General features: G+C 72.2%; 3 protein-coding genes and 1 pseudogene. 2 read left to right on the top strand and 2 right to left on the bottom strand.

Annotated elements, in window-relative coordinates; translation table 11 throughout:
* Positions 1 to 135 precede the first annotated feature (135 nt).
* Positions 136 to 1,446: a TolB family protein gene (locus IH61_RS0139655; protein WP_031079260.1), complete on the bottom strand. Its 1,311-nt coding sequence runs from the start codon at positions 1,444 to 1,446 to the stop codon at positions 136 to 138.
* 187 nt (positions 1,447 to 1,633) lie between these two features.
* On the bottom strand, positions 1,634 to 2,404 hold the full coding sequence (locus IH61_RS0139650; protein ID WP_031079258.1) for a lysophospholipid acyltransferase family protein: 771 nt from the start codon (positions 2,402 to 2,404) through the stop codon (positions 1,634 to 1,636).
* A gap of 272 nt (positions 2,405 to 2,676) precedes the next feature.
* On the opposite strand from IH61_RS0139650, the gene IH61_RS0139645 reads away from it, so the two are divergent.
* Entirely contained in the window at positions 2,677 to 3,012 is a 336-nt protein-coding gene (locus IH61_RS0139645) for a TlpA family protein disulfide reductase (protein WP_031079256.1), read from the top strand.
* A 235-nt stretch (positions 3,013 to 3,247) separates the two neighbouring features.
* Positions 3,248 to 3,370: pseudogene (locus IH61_RS46630) on the top strand (electron transfer flavoprotein subunit beta); the annotation flags it as partial.

The following is a 3,370-nucleotide window of genomic DNA, read 5'->3' as shown; positions in this document are numbered from 1 at the left end:
CCGGAAGCTAAGCCTCGTAGCGCCGATGGTACTGCAGGGGGGACCCTGTGGGAGAGTAGGACGCCGCCGAACAATCATTGTGAAGAACCCCCATCCGGATTCCGGATGGGGGTTCTTTGCGTTTCGGGAATGCGATCAGTTTTCCTCGGCGGGCTGCCCCTGCGGCTGAGCCGCGGCCTGCGCCGCAGCTGCCGAAGGCGAAGGCGACGGAGACGGCGAGGCCGAGGCCGAGGGCTGTGCGGCGGCCTGGGCGTCGGCGACCGGGGCGGTGCCCCAGGCGGGGCGGCTGAGCCACTTCTCCCCGATGTTGGTGAGCCGGGCGATGGCCGTCCCGTCGGGGTGCATGGTGTAGAGGTCGGCGCCGGCGCCGGTGGGGGCCTGCACGAAGACGACGGACTTGCCGTCCGGCGCGTAGGCGGCCGTCCCGTAGTAGGTGTCGGACGGGGCCGGGGTGAGGGCGGTGATGGCGGTTCCGTCGGGGTGGACGCTGTAGATGCCGCCGCCCGGGGCGTAGTCGACGTCGGTGGGGTAGGTGGTGAAGAGGATCTGGCTGCCGTCGGGGGACCAGCTGGTGCGGTCGCCGGCGCGCAGGCCCCAGGGGGTGAGCTGGCGCAAGCCCGTGCCGTTGGCGTCGACGACGTAGACGGCGCGGCTGTTGGCCGGCTGTCCGCTGGCGCTGGTGCGGTACTCGAAGGTGAGGTGCTTGCCGTCCGGGGACCAGCTGGGGTTGCTGACGGTGCCGGAGTACGGCTTGTCGTTGGTGAGGAAGGTGAGCCGCTGGACGTCGGTGCCGTCGGGGCGCATCAGGTAGAGGTCGGAGTACTGGATCTGGTTGTTGGCGGCCTGGTCGAGCGCGCCCCAGGAGCGGCTGAAGGCGAGCTGCTTGCCGTCGGGTGAGTACGCGGGGGAGCGCTCGTCCTCGTTGGCGCAGTCGGCGGCGCCGCCGTCGCAGATGCGGCCGAGCTCGTGGGGGTTCTCGCCGGTGGCGGCGACGGTCCACAGGCGGGCGGCGCCGGTCTGGGAGTCGGTGCGGTCGAAGGCGATGGTGGCGCCGTCGGGGGACCAGTCGGGACGGTCGTCGAGGAAGTGTTCGGGCGGCAGGGTGACCTGGCGCCCGGCGGTGCCGTCCGGGGCGAGGGTGACGATGGCGCTGGTGCTGCGGGTGGTGTCCACGAAGGCGCGGCTGACGATCTGTCCGTTGTGCACGGTGTTCGCGGGGGCGGCGGTGGCGGCGTTGACGGGGTCCGCCGCGGCGGCGCCGATCATGCCGGGGAAGGTGGGGGTGGCGGTGGGGGACTCCGGCCGGATCTCGGAGAGCGGGATGTCGCCGGGCTCGGCTCCGCAGCCGGTGAGGAGGGCGCCGAGAAGCAGGAGGCCCGCACCGGCGCTCGCGCGGGTGCGGGCCCTGCTGGTGAGGGGCTGCCTTGGGCGGTTGTTCCGCGTCATCTCCGTCTCCGACCTTTCCCGAGCGATCCGACATGTGCTCCGGCACCGGTTTCAGGACGAAACGGCCGGGCCCCTGGGAGGAGCTGTCACTGTGTCAGACGGGTGGGGTCGGAGGCCGGGCGACACGCGACGGAACGATTCCGCTCGGTCACTCGGAGTAGGAACGCGGAGGAGGGGAGGGGGCGGGTCAGCTCCGGGCGGCGCGGCGCTCGGCCTTGGCGACGGCCTCCGCCTCGTCCTCGGCCTCGGCGACCTCGAGGGTCGGCGCGGTGCCGCCGAGCTGGGAGGGCAGCCACCAGCTGTCGTCCGGGCCGGAAGGCTTGGCGGGGTACTCGCGCTGGGCCCGGTCGAGCATCTCGCTCATGGCGGCGCGGAGTCTGCGGGTGACCATCACGGGCTTGTCGCCCGGGGCCAGGCGGATCGGCTCGCCGATCATGATCGTCACCGGGACGTGCCGCTTGGTGAGGGTCTTCGGACGGCCCTTGGTCCACAGCTGCTGGGTGCCCCAGAGGACGACGGGCAGCAGCGGGGCGCCGGAGTCGGCGGCCATCCTGGCGGCGCCGGTCTTGAACTTCTTGAGCATGAACGAGCGGCTGATGGTCGCCTCGGGGAACACTCCGACGACCTCGCCGGCCTTGAGGGCGCGCACGGCGGCCTCGTACGCGGGCTGGCCGTCCGTCCGGTCGACCGGGATGTGCTTCATGCCGCGCATCAGCGGGCCCGAGATGCGGTGCTTGAAGACGTCGTCCTTGGCCATGAAGCGCGTCTTGCGCTTTCCGCCGCGGTAGGCGCCGAGGCCGGCGAAGAGGAAGTCGAGGTAGCTGATGTGGTTGCTCACCAGGACCGCCCCGCCGGTGGCGGGGATGTGCTCGGCGCCCACGATCTTGAGCCGCACGTCGAGTGCGCGGAAGGCGGTGAGGGCGGCGCCGATCACCGGCGGGTAGACGAACTCTGCCACGGTCAATCCTGACTTCCACGGGTCGGGGCCCGGTACGGCGGGATGCCCGCGCCTGGCGCGGCAGCCGACCGGAGCACGGCACGCCGCGGGCGGTCACGGGTGATACACGGAGATGATCCCCCGAACGAGTGCCTGCTGTCACCTGAGCCGTGCGGTCAAGCGGATATTCACGGTGTGATCTCCGTGATGGGTGCGGACGGGAACTCTTCGGGGCCAGGACCGGGGCCGGGGGCGGGCGTGGCGAGGCGGGGCCTGTACCGCAGACTGGGGGGATGACGAGGGTGCCCATCGGGGACGGGGAAGTGCGGCTGTCGGCGGCGGAGCTGGGCGGGGCGCTCGGCGAGCGGGCGACGCTGGTGCAGTTCTCCACGGCCTTCTGCCAGCCCTGCCGGGCCACCCGCCGGGTGCTCGCCGAGGTCGCCGGGATGGTCGACGGGGTCGCGCACGTCGAGCTGGACGCCGAGGACCGCCTGGAGCTGGTCCGTCGGCTGGAGGTCCTGCGGACCCCGACGGTGCTGGTGCTCGACGCCGGGGGCCGGGTGGTGCGCCGCGCCGCCGGGATGCCCCGCAAGGCGGACGTGATCGCGGCGCTCGGCCGGGCGCTCTGAGGCGACCCGTGCGGTGGGCCGGCCGTTCGCTGGGGCAGGATGGGCGCGGGCGGTGACGAGGGTCTCGCGGCGTAAGCTACTGGCCAGTAGTGACCGTGGGGATACCGCCGAGTATGCTGCTGGACAAGTTCCGGACCGGCACGGGAACCACGCTGCCCCGGAGCGGGCGCGTGACGAGTTCGCGCCCGCTTGCCCAGCCGCAGCCGCCGGACGAGACCAGTACAGGAGACAGGCCGTGAGCTTGAGGATCGTTGTCTGTGTGAAGTACGTGCCGGACGCGACGGGTGACCGTCGTTTCTCGGACGATCACACCACCGACCGGGAGGGCGTGGACGGCCTCCTGTCGGAGCTGGACGAG

It is taken from the genome of Streptomyces sp. NRRL WC-3742, from assembly GCF_000720635.1.
Classification (GTDB): Bacteria; Actinomycetota; Actinomycetes; order Streptomycetales; family Streptomycetaceae; genus Kitasatospora.
The sequence above is the reverse complement of the archived record's forward strand: the minus strand, read 5'-3'. Positions and strand labels throughout refer to the sequence as shown.

Excerpts from the sequence above, each read along its gene's own strand:
- IH61_RS0139655 (WP_031079260.1), bottom strand. The coding sequence starts at position 1,446 with ATGACGCGGAACAACCGCCCAAGGCAGCCCCTCACCAGCAGGGCCCGC.
- IH61_RS0139645 (WP_031079256.1), top strand. The coding sequence starts at position 2,677 with ATGACGAGGGTGCCCATCGGGGACGGGGAAGTGCGGCTGTCGGCGGCG.